The 24,237-nt window shown below is 67.9% G+C and carries 23 protein-coding genes and 1 riboswitch; of the genes, 14 read left to right on the plus strand and 9 right to left on the minus strand.

What is annotated here, in order from left to right; all coding sequences use genetic code 11:
• Positions 1-21: 21 nt before the first annotated feature.
• From AB0J87_RS56660 to AB0J87_RS56670, 3 genes are read right to left on the minus strand one after another with little or no spacing between them, the layout of a single operon-like run.
• Positions 22-942: a carbohydrate ABC transporter permease gene (locus AB0J87_RS56660; RefSeq protein ID WP_363982956.1), complete on the minus strand. Its 921-nt coding sequence runs from the start codon at positions 940-942 to the stop codon at positions 22-24.
• 8 nt (positions 943-950) lie between these two features.
• A complete protein-coding gene (locus AB0J87_RS56665; RefSeq protein ID WP_363982959.1) occupies positions 951-1,862 on the minus strand; it encodes an ABC transporter permease subunit in 912 nt (303 codons plus the stop codon).
• Between the two features lie 7 nt (positions 1,863-1,869).
• Positions 1,870-4,869, minus strand: coding sequence for a glycoside hydrolase family 2 TIM barrel-domain containing protein (locus AB0J87_RS56670; protein ID WP_363982962.1), 3,000 nt, complete (start codon positions 4,867-4,869; stop codon positions 1,870-1,872).
• A 314-nt stretch (positions 4,870-5,183) separates the two neighbouring features.
• Here AB0J87_RS56670 and AB0J87_RS56675 point away from each other — a divergent pair, with 314 nt between their 5' ends.
• From AB0J87_RS56675 to AB0J87_RS56685, 3 genes are all read left to right on the plus strand, one after another.
• Complete coding sequence (locus AB0J87_RS56675) at positions 5,184-6,179, plus strand: LacI family DNA-binding transcriptional regulator (protein ID WP_363982965.1); 996 nt, start codon at positions 5,184-5,186, stop codon at positions 6,177-6,179.
• Positions 6,180-6,373: 194 nt separating this feature from the next.
• Positions 6,374-8,797 (plus strand): glycoside hydrolase family 2 TIM barrel-domain containing protein, encoded by a 2,424-nt coding sequence (locus tag AB0J87_RS56680; protein ID WP_363982968.1) that lies wholly within the window; start codon positions 6,374-6,376, stop codon positions 8,795-8,797.
• Between the two features lie 283 nt (positions 8,798-9,080).
• Entirely contained in the window at positions 9,081-10,079 is a 999-nt protein-coding gene (locus AB0J87_RS56685; RefSeq protein ID WP_363982971.1) for a glycoside hydrolase family 43 protein, read from the plus strand.
• A 273-nt stretch (positions 10,080-10,352) separates the two neighbouring features.
• Here the strand turns inward: AB0J87_RS56685 and AB0J87_RS56690 are convergent, their stop codons facing one another.
• The 5 genes from AB0J87_RS56690 to AB0J87_RS56710 all read right to left on the minus strand — a co-directional run bounded on the left by AB0J87_RS56690 (position 10,353) and on the right by AB0J87_RS56710 (position 14,915).
• Positions 10,353-11,924: a lectin gene (locus AB0J87_RS56690; protein WP_363982974.1), complete on the minus strand. Its 1,572-nt coding sequence runs from the start codon at positions 11,922-11,924 to the stop codon at positions 10,353-10,355.
• Between the two features lie 64 nt (positions 11,925-11,988).
• Positions 11,989-13,104, minus strand: a complete 1,116-nt coding sequence (locus AB0J87_RS56695; protein ID WP_363982977.1) for a lectin — start codon at positions 13,102-13,104, stop codon at positions 11,989-11,991.
• Positions 13,105-13,598: 494 nt separating this feature from the next.
• Positions 13,599-14,093 (minus strand): TetR/AcrR family transcriptional regulator, encoded by a 495-nt coding sequence (locus AB0J87_RS56700; protein WP_363982980.1) that lies wholly within the window; start codon positions 14,091-14,093, stop codon positions 13,599-13,601.
• On the minus strand, positions 14,086-14,427 hold the full coding sequence (locus tag AB0J87_RS56705) for a hypothetical protein (protein ID WP_363982983.1): 342 nt from the start codon (positions 14,425-14,427) through the stop codon (positions 14,086-14,088). Before AB0J87_RS56705 ends, AB0J87_RS56700 begins: the two co-directional genes overlap by 8 nt.
• 218 nt (positions 14,428-14,645) lie before the next feature.
• The gene (locus AB0J87_RS56710) at positions 14,646-14,915 is read right to left on the minus strand and encodes a phosphoribosyltransferase family protein (RefSeq protein ID WP_363982986.1); all 270 of its coding nucleotides are present in this window, start codon (positions 14,913-14,915) and stop codon (positions 14,646-14,648) included.
• A 6-nt stretch (positions 14,916-14,921) separates the two neighbouring features.
• Here AB0J87_RS56710 and AB0J87_RS56715 point away from each other — a divergent pair, with 6 nt between their 5' ends.
• From AB0J87_RS56715 to AB0J87_RS56765, 11 genes are all read left to right on the plus strand, one after another.
• Entirely contained in the window at positions 14,922-15,320 is a 399-nt protein-coding gene (locus tag AB0J87_RS56715; protein WP_363982989.1) for a hypothetical protein, read from the plus strand.
• 165 nt (positions 15,321-15,485) lie between these two features.
• On the plus strand, positions 15,486-16,823 hold the full coding sequence (locus AB0J87_RS56720; protein WP_363982992.1) for an RtcB family protein: 1,338 nt from the start codon (positions 15,486-15,488) through the stop codon (positions 16,821-16,823).
• 3 nt (positions 16,824-16,826) lie between these two features.
• A complete protein-coding gene (locus AB0J87_RS56725; RefSeq protein ID WP_363982995.1) occupies positions 16,827-17,228 on the plus strand; it encodes an archease in 402 nt (133 codons plus the stop codon).
• A gap of 90 nt (positions 17,229-17,318) precedes the next feature.
• Positions 17,319-17,513, plus strand: coding sequence for a DUF1918 domain-containing protein (locus AB0J87_RS56730; protein WP_363982998.1), 195 nt, complete (start codon positions 17,319-17,321; stop codon positions 17,511-17,513).
• A gap of 118 nt (positions 17,514-17,631) precedes the next feature.
• Positions 17,632-18,066 (plus strand): CBS domain-containing protein, encoded by a 435-nt coding sequence (locus AB0J87_RS56735; protein ID WP_363983001.1) that lies wholly within the window; start codon positions 17,632-17,634, stop codon positions 18,064-18,066.
• A 408-nt stretch (positions 18,067-18,474) separates the two neighbouring features.
• Complete coding sequence (locus AB0J87_RS56740) at positions 18,475-18,918, plus strand: DUF2267 domain-containing protein (protein ID WP_363983004.1); 444 nt, start codon at positions 18,475-18,477, stop codon at positions 18,916-18,918.
• 105 nt (positions 18,919-19,023) lie between these two features.
• The gene (locus AB0J87_RS56745; RefSeq protein ID WP_363983007.1) at positions 19,024-19,287 is read left to right on the plus strand and encodes a hypothetical protein; all 264 of its coding nucleotides are present in this window, start codon (positions 19,024-19,026) and stop codon (positions 19,285-19,287) included.
• Positions 19,288-19,289: 2 nt separating this feature from the next.
• Positions 19,290-19,478 carry a universal stress protein gene (locus AB0J87_RS56750; RefSeq protein WP_363983010.1) on the plus strand — a complete coding sequence of 63 codons (189 nt, stop codon included), beginning with the start codon at positions 19,290-19,292 and terminating at the stop codon, positions 19,476-19,478.
• A gap of 69 nt (positions 19,479-19,547) precedes the next feature.
• Positions 19,548-19,692, minus strand: a riboswitch (TPP riboswitch).
• Positions 19,693-20,753: 1,061 nt separating this feature from the next.
• Complete coding sequence (locus AB0J87_RS56755; RefSeq protein WP_363983013.1) at positions 20,754-21,605, plus strand: universal stress protein; 852 nt, start codon at positions 20,754-20,756, stop codon at positions 21,603-21,605.
• Positions 21,606-21,893: 288 nt separating this feature from the next.
• Entirely contained in the window at positions 21,894-22,328 is a 435-nt protein-coding gene (locus AB0J87_RS56760; protein ID WP_363983016.1) for an Hsp20/alpha crystallin family protein, read from the plus strand.
• A gap of 288 nt (positions 22,329-22,616) precedes the next feature.
• A complete protein-coding gene (locus AB0J87_RS56765) occupies positions 22,617-23,297 on the plus strand; it encodes a CBS domain-containing protein (RefSeq protein WP_363983019.1) in 681 nt (226 codons plus the stop codon).
• Positions 23,298-23,569: 272 nt separating this feature from the next.
• Here AB0J87_RS56765 and AB0J87_RS56770 read toward each other — a convergent pair whose 3' ends face one another.
• Positions 23,570-24,214 carry a hypothetical protein gene (locus tag AB0J87_RS56770; RefSeq protein WP_363983022.1) on the minus strand — a complete coding sequence of 215 codons (645 nt, stop codon included), beginning with the start codon at positions 24,212-24,214 and terminating at the stop codon, positions 23,570-23,572.
• Between the last annotated feature and the right edge of the window lie 23 nt (positions 24,215-24,237).

A 24,237-nucleotide genomic window follows, 5' to 3' on the forward strand; every position in this document is an offset into this window, starting at 1 on the left:
GGGTGAAGGACGGCCGCCGGACTAGCCCTTGATCGCGCCGATCATGATTCCCTTGGTGAAATAGCGGGCGACGAACGGGTAGATCAGCAGCACGGGAACCGTGGAGATGACGATCAGGGAGTATTTGAGCAGGTCGGCGAGCTGCTGCCGCTGCATCATGATGGCGGCGTCCATCTGGCCGCCGGCCTGGGTGTTGAGGATGATCACGTTGCGGAGTACGAGCTGGAGCGGGTAGAGGTCGTCGCTCTTGAGGTAGAGCAGCGCGTCGAAGTACGCGTTCCACTGCCCGATCGCGTACATCAGGGCGACTACCGCGATCATGGGCTTGGCCAGCGGCAGCACCACCGACCAGAGCACGCGCAGGCTGCTCGCACCATCGATCTCGGCGGCCTCGTAGAGCGAGTCGGGAATGCTGTTGCGCAGGTAGGCGCGGGCGATGATGACCTGCCAGACGCCGATCGCCCCCGGCACGATCAGCGCCCAGCGGGTGTCGAGCAGGCCGAGTTTCTGTACGACCAGGTAGGTGGGGATGAGCCCGCCCGCGAAGATCATCGTGAAGACGATGAACGCGGTGATGACGTTGCGTCCGTAGAAATCCTTGCGGGAGAGCGGATAGGCGATGGCGATCGTGAGCACGACGCTGACGACCGTGCCCACGACGGTGTAGAAGAGCGAGTTGGCGAAGCCCGTCACGATCTGCGGATTGCTCAGCGCCACCTCGTAGCCCCGGATCGAGAAATCGACCGGCCACAACCACACCCGTCCGGACGAGACGGCGTTGGGGCTGCTGAAGGAGCTGGCCAGGATGTAGATCAAGGGGAGGAGGACGACCGCGAGGAACGTGATGAGCAGCAGGTAGACGCACGCCATGAAGAGGCGGTCGACACCGGAGTCCCTGACCCGGCCGGGGCGCAGGCGCCTCTTCTCCGCGGTCCGCGTCATTGTGCCGGTCACCACAGACCACTCCCGGAAACACGCTTGGCGATGAAGTTGACCCCGATGAGAAGCGCCAGGTTGATCAACGAGTTGAACAGGCCTACCGCGGTGGCCTGGCTGAAGTCGGCGTTCAGCAGGCCGACCTTGTAGACATAAGTGGCGATGATCTCTGAGTTGCCGAGGTTGAGCGGGTTCTGCAGGAGGAACGCCTTCTCGAACCCGACCGCCATGATGTTGCCCACGCCCAGGATCAGGATGATGATCGCCGTCGGCATGAGGCCCGGGATGTCGACATGGACGATCTTCTGCAGGCGCGTCGCTCCGTCGACTCGGGCCGCCTCGTACAGGCTGGGGTCGATGCCCGACAGCGCGGCCATGTAGACGACGGCCGAATAGCCCGCCGTCTGCCAGATATCGCTCCACACGTAGATGTGGCGGAAGTAGTCCGCGTCACCCAGGAGGTCGGGCGCGTCCACGCCGAAGAAGCCGAAGGCTCTGTCCATGAGCCCGATCCGTGGCGACAGGATCAGGATCACCATGGAGACGACGACCACGGTGGAGATGAAGTAGGGCGCGTACGTGACCAGCTGGACCGTGCGTTTGAAGGCACGCAGCCGCACCTCGTTCAGCGCGAGGGCCAGGATGATCGGGATGGGGAAGCCGGCCAGCAGGAAGTACACCGACAGCAGGAAGGTGTTCTCGACCAGCTTCCAGAAGACGGGGTTGGCGAAGAACGCCGAGAAGTGCTTGAGGCCGACCCACTCGCTGCCCCAGATCCCGTCGACGACGCTGTAGTCCTTGAACGCGATGACCGCGTTCGTCATCGGGATGTACTTGAAGATCACGAAGTAGGCCAGCGGCACGACGATCAGCAGGTAGAGCTGCCAATAGCGCCGGAAACTCCGCCTGGCGGCACTCCACTTCATGGCCGCGTCACCGCACCTGGGCGAGGCGGACCAGGAGTGAGCAGGTATGGGGGTACAGCCGGTGGGCCGGCCATGCGTCGGGGCCGCAGGCGGCCGAGCCGAGCCCGTAGTGGGCGATGTCGAGGTTGAGCCAGAGCTTGCCGTCCGGGACCAAATCGGTGGTGTGCCGCGCCGCGTCCAGGGCCTCGCTGGTCCAGGGCCGCAAGCTCACGTCGACGCCGGACGGTGCGGTGATGCTCACTCGTTCACCGGTCTGCCAGGAGATCTCCGCGGAACGTACGGCCCCGCGGTTGCCGTTCTCCTGCGGGTGGACGTAAGGGGTCTGCAGCTCGGCAACCGTGGCCCGGTGACGGCCGAGCCGGGCCGCCATCCGGCTGTCGCGGTAGTTCTCGCCCGGGCCGAGGCCATACCACTCCAGCGTCGCCTCACCACCGGGTAGCCCCATGCGGATGCCCAGTCGCGGTACGGTGCCCCGCTTCACCCGGCCGGAGTCGTGGATGAGAGCGGCGAGCCCGGTGTCGAACCGGCCGACCGGGCTCAGGTGGAGGCGCAGCTGGAGGTCGCCCTCGGGACTCGCGGACCAGATCATCTGGGTCCGCATCCCGGCCTCCCGTCCAGCGGCCATGCTCACCGTCTCGACGACAAGTTCGCCATCCCCTGGCTGCACCCGGGCGGTACGGTGTTCGAGCCGGTCCAGGCCGAGATCACGCCAGGCCTTCGCCTGTCCCAGCCAGGCCAGGTCGTTGTCGGTGGGCGCACGCCAGAGATCCAGCCGAGGGCCGAGCACCGGCAGCTCACCCAGCATGACGAGCCGCCCGTCGGAGTCGAACTCGGCGTCGCCGAGTCGATAGCCGCCTTGGGACACCACGACCGGAAGGCCCTCAGTGGAGCCGGTCTCCTGCTGCCGGGCCTCGGCCAGGATCCGCTGAGTGAAGGCGATCTCGTGGCCGGCGGGCACGCCGTCACGTTCCTTGGCCTGCGACGCATGCACGGTGAGGACGATCTCGCCCGCGGCATCGCGGGCCAGCTCGGCGATGGTGTCGTCGAGCCGGACCCGGGCAGTGCCGCGCGGAGGGACAGGGGGGACCTCGACGGTGCCGCCGCCCAGCTCGGCGCCGTCCTCTTCGAGCAGCCAGGCGAAGACCAGGCCGGAGGTGTCGATGTGGTCGAACCTGCTCCGGACGGTCAGCGTGCTGTCGTTGTCGATGGACAGGACCACCGGCGCGATCGCCGCCTTGTACTCCAGCAGCCCGGGAGACGGAGTTCGATCAGGGAAGACGAGGCCGTCGGCGATGAAGTTGCGGTCGTGCACGACCTCCCCGAAGTCGCCCCCGTAGGCGTAGAACAGTTGCCCGGCGTTGGGGCCCTCGGTCGCGCGCTGCAGGATGCCGTGGTCGATCCACTCCCAGACGAATCCACCGTGCAGCCGCGAGTACCGGTCGAACAGCTCCTCGTACTCCGCCAGGCCGCCCGGGCCGTTGCCCATCGCGTGGGCGTACTCGCAGAGGATGACCGGAAGCGCGCGACGATGGGCGTCCGCTTGGGCATCCACCGTGCGCTCGTCGGCGCCCTTGCCGATGAGCTCCAGTTCGCCGATGTCCACGTACATCCGGCTGTAGACGTCGACGTAAGAGCTGTCGTAGTCGCCCTCGTAGTGAATCAGCCGGGTGCTGTCGCGGCTGCGGGCCCATTCGGCCATCGCCCGCAGGTTGTCGCCGACGCCGCACTCGTTACCCATCGACCACATGATCACGGACGGATGGTTCTTGTCGCGCTCGACCATGCGCTCGACCCGATCCAGGTAGGCGGGTCTCCACCGCGGGTCCGCGGAAGGGTTGCGATCCCAGCCGACCTGGACGAAGCCATGGGTCTCGAGATCGCATTCATCGATGACCCACAGGCCGTACTCGTCACACAGATCGAGGAAGCGGCTGTCCGGCGGGTAGTGGCTGGTCCGCACCGCGTTGATGTTGTGCTGCTTCATCAGCAGGACATCGGCCAGCATCGTCTCCGGGTCGAGCGTGCGGCCCGTCTCCGGATGCCACTCGTGCCGGTTGACGCCGCGGAAGCGCACCGGCGACCCGTTGACGGTGATGAGCCCGTCCACGACCCGAACGGTCCGGAACCCGATCCGGAGCTCGATGGACTCCCCCTCGCTTGTGAGCACCCCGGCGTACAACCTCGGGGTCTCGGCGCTCCATGGGCCGACGCCGGGTATGCGGAGGCTCTCGCCCGCCGGCAGGCCGGTGACGCCCAGCTCCGGGATGTCGACGACGGCCGGGACGTCGGTCTCGACGCGGAGGATGCCTTCTCCTGCCTCGTGATCGAAGTCGGCTTGGACGAAGTGGTCGCCGATCGCACCCACTGGACGTTCCAGGAGGGAGACCGAGCGGAAGATCCCCGAGATCCACCACATGTCCTGGTCTTCCAGGTAACTCGCCGCCGACCACTGGTGCACCCGGACGGCCAGGACGTTCGGCCCCTCCCGCAGCACCTGCGTCACGTCGAACTCGGTCGGCAGCCTGCTGCCGGTGCCCCAGCCGAGCTCCATCCCGTTGAGCCACACGGTGAAGTGGGAGTCCACGCCTTCGAACCGCAACACCCAGCTCGCGGCTCCAGGCCTGTCCACCTCGAAGGCCCGGCGGTACTCCCCCGTCGGGTTGGCGTCCGGCGGGTGAGGCGGGTCGATCGGGAACGGGTAGATCACATTGGTGTACGCGGGTCTTCCCCATTGCGCCTGCCCGCGCTCCCGCAGGGTGCCGTCGGGACCGCGGAGGCCTTCCATCTGCCACGACCCGGGCACCCGCAGCGTGGCCCAGGCGGAATCGTCGAAGTCAGGACTCTCGAAGCCGTCGCTCATTTCCCGAAGGCGGGGAGCCAGGTGAAATGTCCAATAACCGTCCAGGGGGATGGAGCGGGCACTGCTGGCCGAGCCGGCGCGGGGCTTCAGTCGGCCTGCGCCTGGCTCGAAGGATGAGACGTTACGGTCTGCTTCGCTGAAGGACAATGTTCCACCGGCCCATGAAAGATGATGGATGGGATCCGCACGCTCGCCCGCTACCTGGTGAACCACCCCTTCGGGTGGGGGGAGCGCTGGGGCTGCCGTGGCACAGGTCGCAGGGGCGGGGCCGGTGCCGTGAAGGTTCACGAGGCAGGTACCGTGAACGTTCACGACACTGGCGTGAAACACAACCTAAACATCGGTGGTTTGGCTGTCAATAGTCGGGATTCGGGCGGATTCCGCAGGTTGTCGCGAGCGACGACGGCTTGTGGCCCTGTTCCGTCAGTACGATCGATCCAGGCACCGAACCTAGGACGGCGATGGCGAAACGCGTGACGATCAACGACGTGGCCCAGGCCGCCGGGGTCTCCCGGCAGACCGTGACCCGGGCCATCAACGACATGGGAGAGATCAACGAACAGACCAAGCAGCGCGTGCTGGAAGCCTGCCAGCGGCTCGGGTACCGGCCGAGCCGGTTCGCCCGCAACCTGGTCGTGCGGAAGAAGACCCGCGCGATGGGGTATCTGGTGGCCTCCTTCCGCAACCCGTACTTCACCGAGATCGCCGGCGACCTGCTCAACACCGCGGCCGAGCGCGGCTGGCACGTGGTGATGGCCTCGACGGAGACGGAGGACGAGGCGAGCGCGCTCGACATGCTGTCCGGCCAGGTGGACCTGTTCGTCGGGCACTTCGCCCAGGACGACGACGATCTCCTCAAGACCAGCCGCGGCATCCCGCTCGTGATGCTGGAGCGGACCGGCAGCCTGCCCGGCATGCACTCCGTCGAGGTCGACATCCGCGACGGCGTGCGTGAAGCGATCGAGTCCCTGCGCGGCAAGGGCGCGCGGCGCATCGGCATGATCGATTCCGCCTACTCCCTGCGCTTCTCCCCCACCTACCTGCCTTCCCCGCGGCGCGGGTACTTCGAGGAGTTCGCCGGGGCCGAATCGGCGGACATGGTCGTCATCGGCGAGGAGTCGATGGCCGGTGGCGGACAGGCGTTCGCCGAACTCATCGGCGCTCATCCGGAGATGGACGCGGTGCTGGTCTTCAACGACCTCATGGCGATCGGCGCGGTGCAGGCCTCGCACGCCCTCGGCATCGACGTCCCCGGTCAGGTGCGGATCTGCGGCATCGACGGTCTCACCCTGGGCGAGGCCGTGCATCCGACGTTGACGACGATGTCCATCGATCGCCACGCGCTGGTGAGCAACGCACTGGACATCGCCGACGCGCTCGCCGCCGCCGACTTCGCCGAGCTGCCGTCCATGCGGCGTACGGTGCGCCCACGCATGCTGTGGCGCGAATCCGCTTGACGCACGCTCATTGACACATAAGCACCCGCTCTTTACGGTGAGGTTTCGCACGGTGGCCGTGAACGTTCACGGCCACCATGATTCCCCCTTGGAGAGCTGTTCATCGTGCCCTTGCCCTACAGCACAGTCCGTCGCGCGCATCGGGTTTTCCCGCAGGTGCGCCTGACCGCCGTCAAGACCGGGACGGACGCGTCATGACCCGTCGTAGAGAGCTCATCAACCGGGCGTGGAAGTTCGCCTACGGCGACCCCGCCGGCGCGGTCGACGAGGACTTCGACGACGGAGACCTCTACGACGTCGGCCTGCCGCACTCCTTCGGCATCCCGTATTTCATGGAGACCGGCTTCTACGTCGGCCGCGGCGTCTACCGGCGGGTCCTCGACATACGTCCCGAGGATCTCGGCAAGTATCTCGCGCTGGAGTTCCAGGGCGTGTTCCAGGATGCCGAGGTGTACGTCAACGGGAGGCAGGTGGGCCGGCACCTCGGCGGCTACACGGCCTTCGCGATCGACATCTCCACCGCCGTACGCGCCGGGGCCAACCAGCTCGCCGTACGGGTCAGCAACGAATGGAATCCGCGGCTTGCGCCTCGCGCCGGAGAGCACACGTTCAACGGCGGCATCTACCGCGACGTCGCGCTGATCGTGGCCGAGCGCACCCGCATCGCCTGGTACGGCACGTTCGTCACCACTCGACAGCTGCTGGACGGCGACGCCGTCATCGAGGTGGCCACCGAGCTGGTCAACGACGGCGACGCGGACTTCGAGGGCGACCTGACCGCCGAGATCCACCTGGCCGGGGAGCCGGTCCTGCGGTTGAGCCAGAGCGTGTCGGTGCCGGCCGGAGCCACGAGCACGTGCCGCCAGGAGTTCACCCTGCCCCGGGCGCGACTGTGGCATCCCGACACGCCGCACCTCTACACGCTGGAGCAGCGCCTGACCCAGGATGAGCGCTGCCTGGACGAGGCCGTCACCACCTTCGGGGTGCGCACCGTCGAGTTCACCGCCGACCAGGGCTTCTTCCTGAACGGCGAGCACCTGCCGATCCACGGCGCCAACGTGCACCAGGACCGTGCCGGGTGGTGCGACGCGGCGACCCACAGCGGCATCCGCCGCGATGTGGCGCTCATCCGCGAGAGCGGCATGAACTTCATCCGCGGCTCGCACTACCCCCACCACGAGCAGTTCGCCGCCGAGTGCGACCGCCAGGGCATGCTGTTCTGGTCGGAGCTGTGCTTCTGGGGCATCGGCGGGCAGAGCGCCGAAGGGTTCTGGACCGCCAGCGCCTACCCACCGCACGAAGCCGACCGCGCGGAATTCGAGGACAGCTGCCTGCGAGCGATGACGGAGATGATCCGCGTCAACCGCAATCACCCCAGCATCATCGCGTGGAGCACCGGCAACGAGGTGTTCTTCAGCGACGACGAGGTGATCCCGCAAGCCAAGGACCTGACCCGTCGCCTGGTCGACCTGGTGCACGAGCTCGACCCCACCCGGCCGGCCGCGGTGGGCGGCGCCCAGCGCCGCGGCTTCGACGAACTCGGGGATGTGGCCGGCTACAACGGCGACGGGGCATCGCTCTACCACAAGCCGCCGTGGCCCAATCTGGTCTCCGAGTACGGCAGCCTCATCGAGGACCGCCCCGGCGCCTACGGCCCCCGGTACGCCCACGGCGTCGAGACCCCGCACCCCTGGCGGTCGGGCATCGTGCTCTGGTGCGGCATGCATCACGGCAGCATCGTGGCCGACATGTCCCGCATGGGCTTCATCGACTACTTCCGCCTCCCGCTGCGGTCCTGGTACTGGTACCGTCGCGAGCTTCGGGGCGTCGAACCGCCCCCGTGGCCGCTCCCCGGCACCGCGACCGCCCTGCGGCTGAGCGCGGACCGCATGACGATCGCCACCGACGGCACCGACGACGCCCAGATCATGGTGGAACTCCTCGACGCGTCAGGCCACGTGGTCGCGGACGAACGCCCTGTGCGCATCGAGGTCGTCGAGGGCGGCGGCGTCTTCCCCACCGGAACCTCGATCACGCTGTCCCCCGAAAATCGCGGCCTGCTCGACGGGATCGGCGCGATCGAGTTCCGCTCCTACTTCGCCGGCCCCAACACGCTGCGGGCCGTCGCGGACGGGCTGGCCCCGGCGGAACTGACCATCGAGGCCGTCGGCGGGGAACAGTGGCGTGGCCGACCTCGCCGCCTGGCCCCCGGCCCGCCCTCGCGCTCGTTCGTGCCCTCCTCCGGCGCCCCGCGCCTGCTGTCGGCCAAACGGCCCGTCTTCAGCAGCGGCTCACTGCCCGACCGTCCGGCGCACCTGATCACCGACTACTCCACCGGCGAGGGCTGGATCAGCGCCACGAACCAGCCGGGCGCCTGGATCCGCGTGGACCTCGAGGGCCTGTGGCGAGTGGACACCGTCACGGTGCTCCTCGGCGAGCCGGACGCCGTGCCGTACCGGCTGGAGGTCTCCGGCGGACAGGCCGCCGAGGAGGTGGCCACCGGCACCACCGAGCGGCGGATGTCGTTCGACCTGCGAGGCTGCGCGCTGCACGCGGTGAAGCTCGTGTTCCCAGGGGCTCCGGCCGAGGTCAAGGAGGTGAGAGTCCATGGTCGCTGACCACCCCTGATCACAGCCTCCTCCAACACGCTTCAGGCCATGGGGGGCAGATCGAGCCGGACGGGCTCGTCGCGGTCGACCGGCGGCGCAGACTCGTTCTCTCTGGAGAACACCCCGGGCGACACGAGCGAGCACCTCACCGCATCCCCACATGTCGGCCCCCACGCTGGACACCGCAGGCCCGGAACATCTCTCTCACCACCGGACAATGCACGGATCACGGTCGCCCTGCCGGCGGGTACGTCCCTGCGCACCCGTCCTTTCCCTCTGCTCAGGAGCATTTGTGCCTCAGCCGAAACCGGTCTACGCCGGCTACCTGCTCGTCTACTTCGTCGGCAGCCCCGCCGCCGACGACGAACGGATCCGGATGGCGCTCAGCCTCGGCAACGATCCGTTGCACTACCGGGAGTTGAATTCCGGAAAGCCGATCCTGACCTCCGACCTCGGCACCAAGGGAGTGCGCGACCCTTTCCTGATCCGCTCCCCCGAGGGCGACAGGTTCCACCTGATCGCCACGGATCTGCTGACGTCCGGCGGCGACGAGGACCTGGTACAGCTCACTTGGGACAGAGCCGAGCGCACCGGCAGCAAGTCGATCGTGGTCTGGGATTCCACGGACCTGGTCAACTGGACCGGTCAGCGCCTCGTCAAGGTTTCCGGCGACACCGCGGGCAACACCTGGGCACCGAAGGCGTGCTACGCCGAAGAACTCGGCAAGTACGTCGTCTTCTGGGCCTCGAAGCTCTACGCCCAGGACGACCCGGATCACACCGGAACGACACACAACCGGATGCTGTACGCCACCACCACCGACTTCCGCGAGTTCAGCGAACCCAGGATCTGGCACGATCCAGGGCATGCGGTCATCGACTCGGCCGTGATCAAGCACAACGGCGTCTACTACCGTTACACCAAGGACGAGCGGGACCGGACGCCTTCCGCGCCCAGCGCCAAGCTCATCACCGCCGAGAAGTCCCGAGAACTGACCTCCACCACTTATGACTTCGTGGCCGACCGCATCGGCGACGGGGAGATCGAGCGTGGCGAAGGACCGGCCGTGTTCAAGTCGAACACCGAAGAGAGGTGGTACATGTTCATCGACGAATTCGGAGGGCGCAACTACGTCCCGTTCGAGACCACCGATCTCGACTCCGGAAAATGGATGCCCTCGACGAGCTACCAACTGCCCCCCGGAGCCAAGCACGGCTCGGTGCTCCCCCTCACCCGGGCGGAGCACGACCGGCTGCTGAGCGCTTACGGCGGCCAAGAGAGCGATTCCTGATCACGCACGATCGACCGCAGTCCTCTCCGCCCCCTTGCCACGCGCCGGTCATGGTGGCGCTGAGCTTCCGGGCGGACAAGACGCGTTGGGCGCACCACCACAGCGGTGCACCCAACGCGGCCGTTCATGGCGTCGTCGCGCACAGGCCACAGCCGTCACCGTGACCCTCGCCCTGGTAGCCGCCGGACCACAGGTCGGTGGTGCGGTAGGTCGCGGCGCAGGGCCGTCGGTCGACAGAGTGGACGGTGCTTGGCCTGGGCGCCTTCGCGAGGCTCAGGCGCGGGTCCAGCGTTGGTTGGCGCCGCCGTTGCACGACCAGATGGTCAGCTTGGTGCCGTTGGCGGTGGCGTTGTTCGGCACGTCCAGGCACTTGTTCGCCCCGACGGCGGTGATGGTGCCGTCGGAGTTGAAGCGCCACTTCTGGTTGTCCTGGCCGTTGCAGTCCCAGATGATGACGTTGGTGCCGTCGGCGGTGCCCCGGTTGTACACATCCAGACACTTGCCTCCGTAGACCCGCAGCTCGCCGCTCGCGGTCGCCGTCCACTGCTGGCTCGCCTGGCCGTTGCAGTCCCAGATCTGCGCCTGCGCGCCGTTCGCCTGCGAGACATCAAGACACCTGCCCGACCCCACGCCCCTGATCGTCCCGGTGGGCGGGGGCGTGACGATGCCCCCTCCGGTCACGACGTACATGGCCGCCCCGTGTCCGGGGACCGACGCGCTGATCGTCCCGGACGAGGAGGACGTCGTGTGCGCCCACAGGTCGCGCACCGAGTAGGAGGACGCGGACCCCAGCCCCAGGGCGGCGGCGGTGGTGGAGACCGTCGAGGTCGAGGTGCCCCGGTTGAGCAGGACGACCGCGACCGAGCCGTTCGACATCGGCTTGCGCCAGACCTCCAGGTTGCCGTTGTCGCTGATCTTGTGGCCCTGTCTGCCGCCCCAGTCCTGGTTGACCGCGATGACCTCGGTGTTGGTGAGGATCGTACGCGTGTCGGCGCTCATCGTACGGATGTCGTTTCCGGCGATGAGCGGCGCGTTCAGCAGCGACCACAGGCTGAAGTGCGCGCGGCCTTCGGTCCCCGTCACCCCGCCGACGCCCACCTCCAGCATGTCCGGGTCGTTCCACCCGCCGGGGCCCGAGTACGCGTCGAGCCCGACCTGCTGGTCCAGGATGCCCGTGATCGAGTTCCAGTTGGCCGCGATGTCGCCGGTGTTGCGCCAGGAGTTGCCTACCGGCATCCCCCAGGTCCACACGCTCTCCTGGCCCCAGTTGCACAGGCTGTACACGATCGGACGCCCGGTGGCGGCCAGCGCGTCCCGCATGGCCGTGTACCGCTGCTGCCCGTTCTGGCCCCGGTGATCACCGCAGTTGTCGTACTTCAGGTAGTCGATCCCCCAGGACGCCCACAGGGCCGCGTCCCGTCGCTCGTTGCCCAGGCTGGCCGGGTACCCCGCGCACGTCGTGGTTCCGGCCGAGGAGTAGATGCCGAGCTTGAGCCCCTTGGAGTGGACGTAGTCGGCCACGGCCTTGATGCCGTTGGGGAACTTCTGCGGATCCGGCACCAGGTCGCCGTTGGAGTTGCGGTTCTTGGTGGACCAGCAGTCGTCGATGTTGACGTAGGTGTAGCCCGCCGCCGCCATGCCGCTGGAGACCATGGCGTCAGCCGTCTGACGGATCAGGGAGTCGTTGACGTTGCAGCCGAAGCTGTTCCAGTCGTTCCAGCCCATCTGGGGCGTGCGGGCCAGGCCGTTGTCCAGCGCGGCGGCCGGCGACGTCTCACTGCCGATCGCGACGACGGAGCCGGCCGCGAGTACCGCCGCCACTGCTAAGCCAAGGATTCTGCGCATCTGATTCCTCTACCTACCGGGGTGTCGGGGGAGATCTCCGGGCGATCCACCGGGATGTCATGCGTCAAGAGCGGGTCCAGCGCTGGTTGGCGGCGCCGCCGCAGGACCAGATCTGGAGCTTCACGCCGTTGGCGGTGGAGTAGTTCGGCACGTCCAGGCACTTGTTCGCACCCACGGCGGTGATGGTGCCGTCGGAGTTGAAGCGCCACTGCTGGTTGGTCTGGCCGTTGCAGTCCCAGATGATGACGTTGGCGCCGTCGGCGGTGCCGGCGCCGTAGACGTCCAGACACTTGCCGCCGTAGACCCGCAGCTCACCGCTCGCGGTCGGCGTCCACTGCTGGTTTGCCTGGCCGTTGCAGTCCCAGATCTGCGCCTGCGCGCCGTTCGCCTGCGAGGCGCCGGAGACATCAAGGCACCTGCCCGACCCCACACCCCTGATCGCGCCCGCACCAGGGGTGCCGCTCCCCGGCTGGCCGATGCTGCCCGATACCGATTGAAGCGCGCCGTACCAGGCGGCGGCCATCTTGTCGTAACCACCGGCGGTGGGGTGGATGCCGTCGATCAGATCGGAGGTCGTCAACTTGCTGTGCATGTCGACCAGGTGGACACGTTTGCCGCTGTTCACCTTGCTCTGGACGATGCCGGGGATCGCCGCATTGAAGGTGCGGGCGGCCGACTCCTGGCCGGCGTTGGACAGCGGGATGATGGTGGCGACGAAGACGTCCGCGTCGGGCACGGCTGTGGTGATGTGGTCGATCAGCGTGGACAGCCGCTGCGGGGCACCGGCCACGTTGTAGTTCTGCAGGACATCGTTGGTGCCGATGTGCAGCAGCACCGTGCGCGGTGTATACGTACGCAGCCAGCCGGTGATGTTCGCGTCGATCTGGTCGATCCGCCACCCGGGATGGCCCTCGTGATCGTGGTCACCCAGGCTGCCCGGCCCGTTGAACTGCGACCCGACGAAGTCGACCGTGTAGCGGCCGGCGGCCAGGCGCTGCCATAACCCGATCCGGTACCCGCCCGGCACCTGCGTGCCCTCGGTGATCGAGTCGCCCAGCGGCATGACCCGCACCCCGCCGTTGGACTCCGCGACGGCTATCCCCGCCCCCATCGCCGTACCCGCTACCACCAAGGCCACGGCCATCAGCGCGGCGGCGCACCATCGTCCCCACGTACGCATGCTCCCACCCTCGTGGCGGTCAGGGGGCAGGTCGAATCGAGTAGCAATTTTTGCGCTAATGCCCTTGCGCTCCGGCCTGCCTGTTGCGGACACGAGGACCTCCTTCGGTGAGGATCGGCGACTTGGCATCGTGCTGAGAGGTCGCCGTAACCGGCCCACGGCGGGCACGGTCGGGTGCTGTCCCCTTCGGCATGCCGGCGGCGGCTTCCGATGCCGTTGTTAGCGTTAACATCACTGTGGTCAATCCGGGGCTCCTTCCACACCGGCCTGCTGAGGTGGTGGTGTGGCGGAGCAAACATGACGCGAGAAGATCCGTCAAGGGCCCGCTCTCTTCCGCCGCGTGCCGAAGCGGGCCGATCAGAGCTGACCGGGCGCGGTCGCACTGTCACGGCGGGCGAGCTGATGAAACGTTCATCCGGCGGCGGCGTGGCACGCCCAGGACGCACCGGCGCACCGGCCTCCTGGGCGCCGACCACCTAATCGAACCGATTCTCTCATTGGAAGGTCGTGCAACCCGCGGTCCAGGCGGGTTCCAGGTCGGCTCCGGGCGGAAACCGGCCGTCGAGTTCGAGCATCACCATCCCGTGCGCGAACGCCCACACCGCGCGGGCCAGATCCGCGCGGCCGTGCATGGCGCGCAGGATGGGACCGGCGGCCCGCTCCTCGAGTCCTTCGGGCAGCAACAGCCGCGGCAGCGGATTGGTGGTTGTCAGCCGGTAGAGGTGCGGCCGCGCCAATGCGAAGCTCCGGTAGGCGCGTGCGCAGGGCAGCAGCCCGGGCTCGGCGGCCTCGAGCGCCTCGGTCATCTCGGTCAGCCCGATCACGGTCAGCTCCAGCTCGACGGCCGCCTTGTCGGGAAAGTGCTTGTAGAGCGACGGCGCCCGGATGCCGACGCGCTCGGCGATGCTCCGCATGGACATCGCCTCGCGGCCGTCGGCCTCCAGCAGCTCCAACGCGGCCGCGACGATCTGCTCGCGGCGCTCAACCACGCCGCACCACCCGTCCGACTACGAGCCGCGTCGCCCAGCCGAGCCCGGCGGTGAACAGCGGCGGCCAGGCGATCGGTGAGAGGGAGTAGCCGACCAGGATCACGACCGGAATCCAGCCGGAGTTCGCGACCGCGACGATCCAGCGCCGCCCGCCCGCGACCTTGCCGGACAGATCCGGCAGCAGGAAGAACGCCACCGCCGCTGCCGTGGTCGGCAGCCCGTACTTCGCCGACTCGAACACGGCGAACGCTCCGAGGAATCCGGCGAGCAGCACCCACCCCGCCCAGCGCACCCACGCGCCCCATCCCCGGCCCCGCATGGCCTCAACGCTCATGACGTCCCCCTTCGCAACGGCTAACGGTGTTAGCTGATATCGATCAGCATAGGCTAACACCGTTAGCCTTTCTAGAGCCGGGCAGCCGCTCGCCGAGGCACGGCAGGCAGTCACGGTCCCGGCTGAGCGGACGCGGCGTGCGCACCGCAGGCGGATATGGATCTCGGGATGAGTGCGCCGCCGCGAGTTTCGGATCTCTCGTGCCCAGGCCTACCGGCTCATCGACCTCGCGGCCCGCTGCAGCAGTTCGACCACCTGCTCGTCGGTGATCTGGGTGAAGTCGTTCCGACAGGGACCGCCAAGATCACTCGCGTGGCCTCGCGCGCACGAGCCACCTGGCAGGCGGCCCGAGCGGTGCTGCCCGTGGCGATCCCATCGTCAACCAGGATCACCGTACGGCCCGCAAGGTCGATCGGTGCGCGATCGCCGCGAAAGCGGCGAGCACGGCGCGACACCTCGGCCTGCTCGCGCTTCTCCACTTCGGGCATCTCCTCATGCGTCACATCCGCCCATCGGACGACATCCGAATTGATCACGCGTACGCCGCCCTCTCCGACCGCGCCGAATCCCAGCTTGCGGGGATCGCCCTTGGGCGGCAGTACCTGGCAGGGGTCACCATCATCATGGTCAGCGGGGAACCCGACCTGGCGACTGCCGATGAGCTAGAGGAGTTTGTCCGCCGAGTCCACCGGGCCGGCGATGAAGTCGTCATGGACCTGGCCGGCACTGCCACGGCCGGCCACAAGGCTGAACGGTCCCGCCCCAGCTCGTTCGAGAAGGAGCGGGGGCGTGAGGGCGTCTGCGTCGAGAATCGCCGGTATGGCCCGCACCGAGCCGTCTGCGCCGACCAGATCAGGCCGAACGGGCCGGGGTTAAAGGTCTTTCGCCCCTGAGGGAATCAGCCGGCGGGAGGGAGGATGGACATTGCCCGCGAGGCGGGCGAGGGAGTCGCTCGTTCCGCGGGTCTGACAGGTTTCGTCTCCAGACCCTCATGAGGAGCCCGGATGGAGCTCGTCGAGGAAACCTCCCATCGATTCCGTGTCGACAGGCATGGGGCCATGCGAGTGCCCGGAATCGTGTTCACCTCCCGCGCGCTGCTGCCTGAAGACGAGGCGCTCCAGCAGGTGATCAACGTGGCGACCCTGCCAGAGATCGTCGGCGCCTCGTACGGGATGCCCGATCTCCACTGGGGGTACGGCTTCCCGATCGGCGGCGTGGCGGCCACCGATGTGACAGCGGGTGGTGTCGTCTCGCCCGGTGGGGTCGGGTTCGACATCTCCTGTGGGGTGCGGCTGCTGGCCGCGGACGTGGACAGTGAAGGGCTGCGCCGCGACCGGCTGATGGATCTCCTCGACGTCACGATCCCGCGGGGCCCGAGCAGGGACGCGGTCTGGCAGTCGCCCGGCCGTGCCCGGCTCGAGAACATCCTGTACGGCGGCGCCCGCTACGCCGTCGAGCAGGGCCACGGCGTCGCCCGCGATCTGGAGCGCTGCGAGGACCGCGGAGCGGTCGCCGACGCCGATGCCTCTCACGTGAGCACGCGGGCCATGGAACGCGGCCAGGGTCAGGTGGGCAGCCTGGGCTCGGGCAACCACTTCCTGGAAGTGCAGGCGGTCGACCAGGTCTACGACGAGAAGGCGGCAGCCGCCTTCGGGCTGCGCGCCGGCCAGGTGTGCGTGATGATCCACTGCGGATCGCGCGGGCTCGGGCACCAGATATGCACCGACCACGTCCGCGCGATGGAGGTGGCCATGCCCCGATATGGCATCGAGGTTCCGGATCGGCAGCTCGCCTGCGCGCCGGTCGGCTCCCCCCAGGGCCGGGCGTACCTGGGGGCGATGGCCGCCGCCGCCAACTATGGCCGGGCCAACCGTCAGTTGCTCGGCCAGGCGGTGAGGCGCGCGTTCGCCGAGGTCACAGGCGCGGAACTGGAGTTGGTGTACGACGTCTCGCACAATCTCGCCAAGATCGAGAAGCACGACGGCAGGCTGCTGTGCGTGCACCGCAAGGGTGCCACCCTCGCCCTGCCGCCCGGCCATCCAGATCTGCCCGCCGACCTGGCGGCCGTCGGGCAGCCGGTGCTGATTCCCGGGACCATGGGCACGGCGTCGTACGTGCTGGTCGGCGTCCCCGGCGGCGAGGCGTTCCATTCCACCTGCCACGGCGCGGGCCGTACCCAGAGCCGCCACCGGGCGGCGCGCTCCATCAGGGGCCGTGAACTGCGCGATCGGCTGGAGGCCCGTGGCATCGCCGTGCGCGGCTCCACCTGGCGAGGCCTGGCCGAGGAGACCCCGGCCGCGTACAAGGACGTCGACGAGGTGGTGACCGCCGCCGAGTGCGCGGGATTGTGCCGCAAGGTGGCCAGGCTGGTGCCGCTGGGCGTGGTCAAGGGGTGAGAGATGACCCGCGGGCATCGTACGCTGCCGCACACGGCCGACACCCGCATCCAGGCCTGGGCGCCGACGGCCATGGAGTGCATCGCCGAGGCGGTCGTCGCCATGAGCGACAGCTTCCTGGACACGGCAGGTGGGGTCGCGTGCGCCGAGCAGCGCGTGCGCGTCGCGCCGGGCCGCCCGGAGGACCGGCTCGTCGCCGCGCTCGATGAGGTGATCTACCGGATGGACACCACCGGCCAGGTTCCCATCCGCGCCACGCCGGAGGAGGACGGGCTGCTGCTGGCGACGGCAGAGGTCGAGACGATGGCGCAGATCGGGGCGGTTCCCAAGGCGGTCACCCTGCACCGGCTGGCTTTCGAGCAGCGCGGGGACCAATGGATGTGCACGGTCACCCTTGACGTGTGACCGCCGGCCGACGCTCGGGTCCTGCCTCCGGAGTCGGCATGCCGAATGTGGGAAGAGCGTCCCTTGAGGGGAGAGGACCAACGGAGGTGCATGATGAAGGCTGTCGTTGGAGACAAGCTGGTCATCGAGGGTCGTCACGAAAGTGATCCGCGCCGGGTCGGCGTCATCACCGAGGTGGAGCACACGGACGGCTCGCCGCCTTACGTGGTGCACTGGTTCGACTCAGAGCACGACACCCTGGTGTTCCCAGGGCCCGATGCGAGGGTCGAGCACGTGAACGCATGAGGCACCCCAGAGTTCGTCGAACGATTTTTACATCTTCCGGCGGCACGCCTGCCCATGCTCGGACCAGCACGGGTAGGGGCAGATGAAAGCGCTTCGTACCCTGTTGGGGAGGCGAGCGATGGATATAGGCGAAACCGGAGTGAAAGCCCGGGACGTGATGCACGAGGGGGTCCAGTGCATCGGCGAACACGAGAGTTTGCGCGTCGCCTCGCAGATGATGTGCGATCTCGGCGTCGGCGCGCTGCCCATCTGCGGGGACGACGACCGGCTCAAGGGCATCGTCACTGACCGTGACATCGTGGTCCAGTGCTGCGCCCACGGCGGGGACATCGACCAGACCACCGCCGGGGAGCTGGCTCGTGGGCTGGTATGGGTGGACGCCGATGCCAGCCTCGAGGAGGCGCTGTTCAAGATGGAGCAGAACCACGTCAAGCGCCTGCCCGTGATCGAAAGTCACCGCCTTGCCGGCATCATCAGCGAGGCCGATCTCGCGAAAGAACTGCCCGACAACAAGCTTGCCGAGTTCGTTCATCGCGTTTACGCACTCGACTGACACGCCGGCCTGATACTCCGCTGCCGGCGGAGTGGTGGATAGTGATGACTCCGCAGCGAGCCGGCCCCGGTGACGGCGGAGCGGTTCCAGGCGCTTGTTTCGGTCGGGACGCGACGCCTGATCGTGCTCGATCCGCCCACAGCGCGGCGCCGGAGATCGTCGTGGCCGCGACTCACGGCTTGTTCGTGGAGGCAGCGGCGGAGCGTCTCGATCGTGCCGGGATCCATCGGGTGCTGGTCACCGACACCGTTGCCCGGCCGCCTACGCCACCGATGCGGCTTGGGGTGTGCTCGGTGGCCTCGCTACCGGCCGATGCCATCGGACGGCTCCATCGCGATGAGCCGCTGGACGACCTACTTGCCCGGACTTGAAGGTTCTGTGGCGGCGGGCATGCACAGGGAGGGAACAATGCCGCACACACGAGTACAGAGCATCGAGCGCACTGTCCAGACCACCAACCGATGGCTGGGCGATCTGGCTGACGCGTTCGGCACCGAGGACCGGGACTTCGCCCAGCGGGTGTTGAAGGGCTGGCTGCACGCGGTCAGGGACGGTTTGACCGTGGACAGCGCGGCCCACTTGGCCGCGCAACTGCCCGATCTGCTCCGTGGGGTGTATTACAACGGCTGGGAGCCCAGCCGCGTGCCGATCCGCCGGAGCCGGGAGGAGTTCATCGAGTACTTCGCACGCTCTGCCCGCGTCGCGCTCAGGGATGTGCCCCAGTTCGCTGCCACTGTCACGGAATTCCTGTGCGGGGAGCTCTCGGAGGTGTCGGTTACGCATGTGCTCGACCGGCTCCCTCGGGACGTGCGTACCGTGTTGCAACCCACCGGGACGGCCGGATCAGGTTGATCGCATGTCCGAGCCGATCATCGTAGGGGTGGACGGTTCCCGGGGAGCGCTGGCCGCGGTGCTGTGGGCGGCGGACGGCTGCCGGCAGAGGCCGCCGCTCGGGCAGTGATCGTGGTCCGCGGCACACCCAGCGTGGTGCAGGGCGAGATCGTGGCCGGTCTGGATCCCGAGGACGCCGTGCACCTGGCCATCGATTACGCCTTCGAGGAGGCGCAGGCCCGCGGAGCCCGGCTGTGGGTCGCGCATGGGATCTCCCGTCGAGCAGGGTGGTCGCGAACTTCCGGCCCGATCTCGAATTCATCGCCCAAGCGCGGCAACAGCATGTTCATGACGTTCTGTCGCCATGGGCGAAGCGGTATCCCCGCGTAGAGGTGACCGAGTCGGCCTTCCGCGGAAATCCCATCGCGGCGCCGTGCGAGACTTCCGCTCGTGCCGATCTGGTCGCCGTGGGCTCGCGGGGCCGGGGGGTGAGCCGCTCGGCTCGGTCAGCCACGATGTCCTGCACTACGTACGCATCCTGCCCGGTCGCCGTCGTACGGCCACGTGTCCGAGCCGACTGAACACGTTCGGGGGTCGATGCTTTACTCCATGGAGCCGGTGGTCGGAGTTCCCCGGGCTGCACACGACAAAGACCTGTGAGGCGCTCTCCCTTCGCCGGTATGGTCCGGATCAGGTGGCTAGGGGTCGCCGGTCAGTCTTTCGGCTTTCCGACCTCTCAGCCCTTCCATTGATCCTCCATCGAGGCTCTCAGGTCGGACTCCCTCGCTCGTCTCACAGGCCTAAAACCAACCTCCCGCCGTCCGGTTCGTCTCGCTAGGGACGGAAGTCCTTCTCTTTGAGGACCAATGGCCCTGGCGCCGCGGCCCAAGCCCGGGGCGGCCGGGAACGCCTCAGGGACGGTAAGGCACCCGCCGATCCGGGCGCGCTGGTCGTGATCGCCGTGGCGGACAAAATCTGATCGTCGGCTCTTGAGATGTAATGAGCTAGCCGTCAGGTTTACGGCGGCGCCACCGCGCGCACGCCTCCGCCCAGGAGGCGTCCCACGCCGCGTACCGCCCTCTGTCGAGCAACCCTCTGAAGGCCCGGAAGGCCAACGACAGGGTAGCCGCTGATCCCACGACGACCAGGAAGGCCGCGACCGTGGCGCCCGTCAGTGTGTCCGCGTGGCTCGTCGGAGGAGTGGTCAACTCGCCGTGACCGTCGATCCATACCTTTACGGACGTACCCGCTCTGGTGCCCGCGGGCACGGCCACCTCGCCCATCTTCCAGTGACCGGACGGAGCCATCCACCGCGCGGGAGCGTGTGATCCCGGCTCCGCGCCATCCTCGCCACTTCCGGTAGGAAGGGTGTACGGCGCATCCCGGGCCAGAGTCGCCGTCACTGACTGGCGGATGCCCTGGCCGGCTCGCTCGGCCTGCAGTCCTCTCTCATAGACCGACCGCCCCACGACGACGGCCGGCCAGACGCTGAACAGCAGCATAATCAACGCGGCAGCCACAGCTGCCGCTTCCAGCCGATCGGAGCGACGACGCAGCGGATTCCGTCCCAGCCAGTACCGGCGCACTCGAAGCAACACCCACTGACTCGCGCGCCTCATCACGCACCTCCCCCTATCCTTCAGCCTCCGGCGGAGGCAACGGTTCACGACAGGGGCATATGACCCGACCTCAGCGGGCCCTTGGACCTCCTGTTCGCAAGAGAGATCAGGCCTCAGCTCACCGAAGGCGGACGGCTCCGGGTGAACGGCCGGCCTTGAGGATCTTTGCCGTGGTTTTGCCACGCTTCGGGCAGAGGGCCCGTACGACGTCCTCAACGGCTAGCGAAAGGCGCAACCATGAACGACGTCATCGTCGTGGGGACTGACGACTCGCCGGGCGCCGACACCGCCATCGCTTGGGCTGCTGCCGATGCCACGCGCAAAAGGCTCCGGCTTGAGCTCGTACATGTGATCGAACACGGCTCCTACGAACTTCCGCGTTTCCCGATCCCTGGCCTGCTGGATGGCCTCAGGGAGGCCGCCGAGGCCATGCTGGAGAAGAAGGCCCAGGCTGTCATGGCCCGCTGGCCCGGCATCGAGGTCGCCACCAAGGTGAAGATCGGATCGCCGGTGGCCGAGCTGCGGGCGCAGGCGGAGCCGGCCGCCGAACTGGTGGTCGGCTCGCGCGGCCGGAGTAGATTCGCCAGCGCGTTGCTCGGCTCGGTCAGCCTGCGATTGGCGGGCCACGCCCACGGCACGATCGTCGTCGTACGCTCGATCGCGGCTGACCATGGGCGGCTCGTGGTAGGTCTGGACGAGACCGACTCCTCGGAGCCCGCCCTGGCCCACGCCTTCAACGAAGCGTCCCTGCGCGGAGTGCCGCTGCACGTCCTCTACGCCTACGCCGTCCCCCTTCACGCGGTCTCGCTCGACCTGGACCGGCTGCAACGAGCCCAGTACGACTTCGTCCACGATCGGCTCACCCCTTGGCGGGCCAAACACCCTGACGTCGACGCGATCGCGGATATCACCTCCGTACATCCGGTCGCGGCGCTCACTGAGGCGTCCAAAGACGCGGACCTGCTCGTGGTGGGCAATCGCGGGCGTGGGATAGCGGTGCTCGGCTCCGTCAGCCACGGCGTACTGCACCACGCTCAGTGCCCGGTCGCCGTGGTCCGCCGCCGTGGTGATGATCAACCTGGCCGCTGACCCTCTTTCGTTGAGTGGTTCGCCGACGTCGGCGATGAACCGCAAACCGGGACAGATCGTAGGCAGGGCATCGGGGCGGTGTACCAGACGGTCACCCGCTGGTCCCCCCTCGGCCGCCCGGCAGCCCACCGAGGAAGGCTCGCTGAGCCGTCTCCCGGGCAAACGTGCGGCATTCCTTCCCAACGGCGGACCGAAAGACCTCGGCACCCAGGACCTCCGCCCCTGCATCGAAGCCTCTACAAATGTGATTAATACCCATATACCGCCCGAAAAGATATGGAGGTATCCATGGACACGCTGATGCGCAGGGAGCGCTTCCTACCCGATCTGCTCGACTGGTTCGAAGAGCCGCTGGCCGCTGTGCGGTCAGGCACATGGCAGTCCATGCGGTTCGAGGACTACATCAAGGACGGCAGGTACGTCCTCCGCGTCGAACTGCCAGGCATCGATCCCGAGAAGGACGTCGAGATCGACCTGACCGACGGGGTTCTCACCATCCACGCGGAGCGGCGTGAGGAGCACCGGGAGCAGTACCGCACCGAATTCCGGTACGGGTCCTTCACCCGCTCCATCTCGCTGCCCCAAGGAGCAGATGAGAACGACGTCAAGGCCGTCTACGACCAGGGGATCCTCGAAGTGAGCGTGAAGCTGGCCGAAAAGAGGCCAGAGGGACGGCACATCCCCATCGAGGGCGCCACCCAGCCGAAGGAGCGATCAGCCTAGGGACGACGAACGACCGGGCCGACGGAGTCGCCGTGCAGCCGCGTCTTGAGCTCGTACCGATCCGTCAGCAGTGTCACCGCTCATAGCGCAGGCATCTCTCCGGCGGAAGGTGTGAACGGCGGCCGATCGCCCTGCTCAGGCGGGTCGAAAGTCTCGGATGGGGCTCAGAGTGTCGCGATGGTCACAGACGCTCGTCACCACCCCTCGGGACTTCCGGCCCTACTTCCCGACGTCGCCTGGAGCTGTGATGAAAGCACCGGGAAAGAAGCAGGAAGGAGCTGACCGGCCATGGGCATGACCGTTGAGGACGTGATGACGAGCAAGGTCGTCTCCGTCACCGCCAACACCCCGTTCAAGGCACTCGCCGAAACGCTCGTCAGCAACGGCGTCAGCGCCGTACCGGTCCTGGACGACGACAACCACGTGATCGGCGTGGTCTCCGAAGCCGACCTGCTGTGCAAAGAGGAGTTTCGCGAGCAGTTCTACCTGGAGGGCTACCGTCCGCCGCTGCGTACCCGGCTGCGCCATCCCAAGAGCCGCCAGAAGGCACGGGGCGACACCGCCGCCAACCTGATGACCAGTCCCGCCATCACCGTCCCTCTTGAGGCGCCGGCGGTCGCGGCGGCCCGCCTCATGGAGACTCACGGTGTCAAACGACTGCCGGTCATCGATTACAACGGCCGACTGCAGGGCATCGTCAGCCGCTGCGACCTCGTCAAGCTGTTCCTGCGTGGCGACGAGGAGATCGCCGCCGAGGTTCGCGACGACATCCTCGGCCGCACCCTGTGGTTCGACACCTCCGGCATGACCGTCTCGGTGAACGACGGTGTGGTCACGTTGTCCGGCCGGATGGAACACCGCGCCGAGGCCGCCATTGCCGTCCGCGTGGTCGGAAACGTCAACGGCGTCGTCAGCGTGGTCGACGAACTGGCCTGGAAGATCGACGACTCCGCGTGGCAGGCCGGATAGCCGTGCCCGGTACGCGATGTCCCGGTACGGAACAGCTCGGCCGCCACGGTGGGACGCGCGGGCCGTGACCGACTGGACGAGACCGGCTGACGGCGCCGTCGCTGACGGCCTGGGCGCCGGGAAGCCGGGACCACCACATCGTGGTCGATGCCGACGCCGCATCATCGCTGGTCGCTGTTCGGACGACAAGGTCCGGGCCTCGTCGGGCCGCTGGGCCAGCAGGCGTCTTCGGAATGCCTTCGCCATGGCCAGGTAGCGGCGATCGGCCGGACTCAGCGCGCTCTCCCCACCAGGTCGGCGAGCTCACCGGCCTGCCGGGCGCGAGACAGTCCCGCCTGGATCTGCGCGACCAGATCCAGATGCTCGGGCCGGGTCCGTCCCGCGCCGACCCCCGCGCGCATCATGCGGGAGAGGGACGACAGCGGGTCGATGTGCGGGTACGAGGTCACCTCGCGGCTCAGCAGGATCTGGCCTTCGGTGATGTATCCGGCGGGCATGCTCAGCACCGGCAGCACAGTGATGGAGCCGGGTCGTCCCCGGATGCGGCCGCACCGCTCGTAGATGGAGGCCAGGTCGCTGTAGAGGTAGCCGGGGTAGGCCCGGCGGGCCGGAATTTCGCCGCGGGCGGCGGAGACCTCGCGCAGGGCTTCGCAGTAGCTCGTCATGTCGGCCAGCACGACGAGAACGTGACGCCGCAGGACGAACGCCAGATGCTCGGCGACGGTCAGCGCTGTCCGCGGCGTGAGCAGCCGTTCGATCACGGGGTCGTCGGCGAGGTTGAGCAGCAGCGTCAGCTCCGCGGCCGACGAACGTCTCTCCAGGATGTCGCGCACCGTCCCCACGTCACCGTGAGTCAGCCCCATGGCGGCGAAGATGACGCTGAACGGCTCGCCACCGGCGTGGGCCTGGGCTGCCACCTGGGCGGCGAGCTCCAGGTGGG

Origin of the sequence: Nonomuraea sp. NPDC049625 (genome assembly GCF_040675285.1) — a bacterium.
GTDB classification, from domain to species: Bacteria; Actinomycetota; Actinomycetes; order Streptosporangiales; family Streptosporangiaceae; genus Nonomuraea; species Nonomuraea angiospora_A.

Coding starts and splice junctions, on each gene's coding strand:
- AB0J87_RS56665 (WP_363982959.1), bottom strand. CDS start 1,862: ATGAAGTGGAGTGCCGCCAGGCGGAGTTTCCGGCGCTATTGGCAGCTC.
- AB0J87_RS56765 (WP_363983019.1), top strand. CDS start 22,617: ATGGGCATGACCGTTGAGGACGTGATGACGAGCAAGGTCGTCTCCGTC.
- AB0J87_RS56660 (WP_363982956.1), bottom strand. CDS start 942: ATGACGCGGACCGCGGAGAAGAGGCGCCTGCGCCCCGGCCGGGTCAGG.
- AB0J87_RS56705 (WP_363982983.1), bottom strand. CDS start 14,427: ATGAGCGTTGAGGCCATGCGGGGCCGGGGATGGGGCGCGTGGGTGCGC.
- AB0J87_RS56715 (WP_363982989.1), top strand. CDS start 14,922: ATGCGTCACATCCGCCCATCGGACGACATCCGAATTGATCACGCGTAC.
- AB0J87_RS56740 (WP_363983004.1), top strand. CDS start 18,475: ATGCCGCACACACGAGTACAGAGCATCGAGCGCACTGTCCAGACCACC.
- AB0J87_RS56680 (WP_363982968.1), top strand. CDS start 6,374: ATGACCCGTCGTAGAGAGCTCATCAACCGGGCGTGGAAGTTCGCCTAC.
- AB0J87_RS56720 (WP_363982992.1), top strand. CDS start 15,486: ATGCGAGTGCCCGGAATCGTGTTCACCTCCCGCGCGCTGCTGCCTGAA.
- AB0J87_RS56760 (WP_363983016.1), top strand. CDS start 21,894: ATGGACACGCTGATGCGCAGGGAGCGCTTCCTACCCGATCTGCTCGAC.
- AB0J87_RS56725 (WP_363982995.1), top strand. CDS start 16,827: ATGACCCGCGGGCATCGTACGCTGCCGCACACGGCCGACACCCGCATC.
- AB0J87_RS56695 (WP_363982977.1), bottom strand. CDS start 13,104: ATGCGTACGTGGGGACGATGGTGCGCCGCCGCGCTGATGGCCGTGGCC.
- AB0J87_RS56735 (WP_363983001.1), top strand. CDS start 17,632: ATGGATATAGGCGAAACCGGAGTGAAAGCCCGGGACGTGATGCACGAG.
- AB0J87_RS56690 (WP_363982974.1), bottom strand. CDS start 11,924: ATGCGCAGAATCCTTGGCTTAGCAGTGGCGGCGGTACTCGCGGCCGGC.
- AB0J87_RS56710 (WP_363982986.1), bottom strand. CDS start 14,915: ATGCCCGAAGTGGAGAAGCGCGAGCAGGCCGAGGTGTCGCGCCGTGCT.
- AB0J87_RS56730 (WP_363982998.1), top strand. CDS start 17,319: ATGATGAAGGCTGTCGTTGGAGACAAGCTGGTCATCGAGGGTCGTCAC.
- AB0J87_RS56675 (WP_363982965.1), top strand. CDS start 5,184: ATGGCGAAACGCGTGACGATCAACGACGTGGCCCAGGCCGCCGGGGTC.
- AB0J87_RS56755 (WP_363983013.1), top strand. CDS start 20,754: ATGAACGACGTCATCGTCGTGGGGACTGACGACTCGCCGGGCGCCGAC.